The following is a 927-nucleotide window of genomic DNA, read 5'->3' as shown; positions in this document are numbered from 1 at the left end:
TGCCTCCCTATTGTCCAGTCAGTCTTATGTAGCGCCCAGAAATCTAACCGAACAAACGCTCGTTACTATCTGGCAAAAGTTATTGGGGGTTGAACAAATTGGTGTACATGATAACTTCTTTGAACTGGGAGGGCATAGCCTATTGGCTACAAGACTCGTTTCCATGATACGGAAAGAACTCAACATTGATATTTTTATTAAGGATATTTTTAAGTTTTCTACAATAGAAGAATTGGCATCACATATAGAGTTTATTGATCTTGATGAGAGTGAGGATACGGAAGAGTATAATATAACTATTGAAATATAATTTTTTGATTATGAGCATTCAAGTTTTAAATATTCTCAAAGAAGCAAAAACAAAAAAAGTAAAGATAATTGTAAATGATGGTTCTTTGACTGTAAAATCTATTGCCCCTATCGATTTTAGTTTACTTCAAAGAATAAAAAATAATAAAATTATCATCATTAAATATATAGAGGAATACCAAGTCAGAAATAAAAAAAATATTTTGACAAAGATTACTTCTTATAATAATAAGTATATTATCAATATCCCTTTATCTTTTAGTCAGGAGCGTTTATGGTTTTTAGACCAACTCGAAGGAAGTCTAGCCTACCATATTCCACTGGTCATTCGCCTGCAAGGTAAACTAAACATACCTGCTTTAGAAAAAGCCCTGAAAGGTATTATATCACGCCACGAAATCCTAAGAACTTTGATTGAGTCTGAAAATGGTGTCGGGTATCAAAAGGTCGTCAGTGCCGATAACTGGGGGATGGAGCATCTAATGGTCTCTAATGATGATTCTTTAGACTTCTTGATAGCTTCCTTCTTGGAAACTCCTTTTGACCTGGCAAAGGAATATAAGTTCCGTTCTGCTTTGTATCATATAGAAGAGGGAAACTATGTGCTGGCTATGGTAT

The 927-nt window shown here is 34.1% G+C and carries 2 protein-coding genes; both read left to right on the top strand.

Going from position 1 to position 927, the window contains the following annotated elements; translation table 11 throughout:
- Positions 1–310: phosphopantetheine-binding protein (locus WBG07_RS19365; RefSeq protein WP_340203783.1), on the top strand; the 310-nt coding region annotated here is incomplete at its 5' end.
- Between the two features lie 10 nt (positions 311–320).
- On the top strand, positions 321–927 hold a 607-nt coding region (locus WBG07_RS19360), incomplete at its 3' end, for a condensation domain-containing protein (RefSeq protein WP_340203781.1).

The organism is Ascidiimonas meishanensis, assembly GCF_037782385.1.
Lineage (GTDB): Bacteria > Bacteroidota > Bacteroidia > Flavobacteriales > Flavobacteriaceae > Ascidiimonas > Ascidiimonas meishanensis.
Note: the sequence above shows the minus strand (reverse complement) of the source record. Positions and strands in the feature narration are given on the sequence as shown.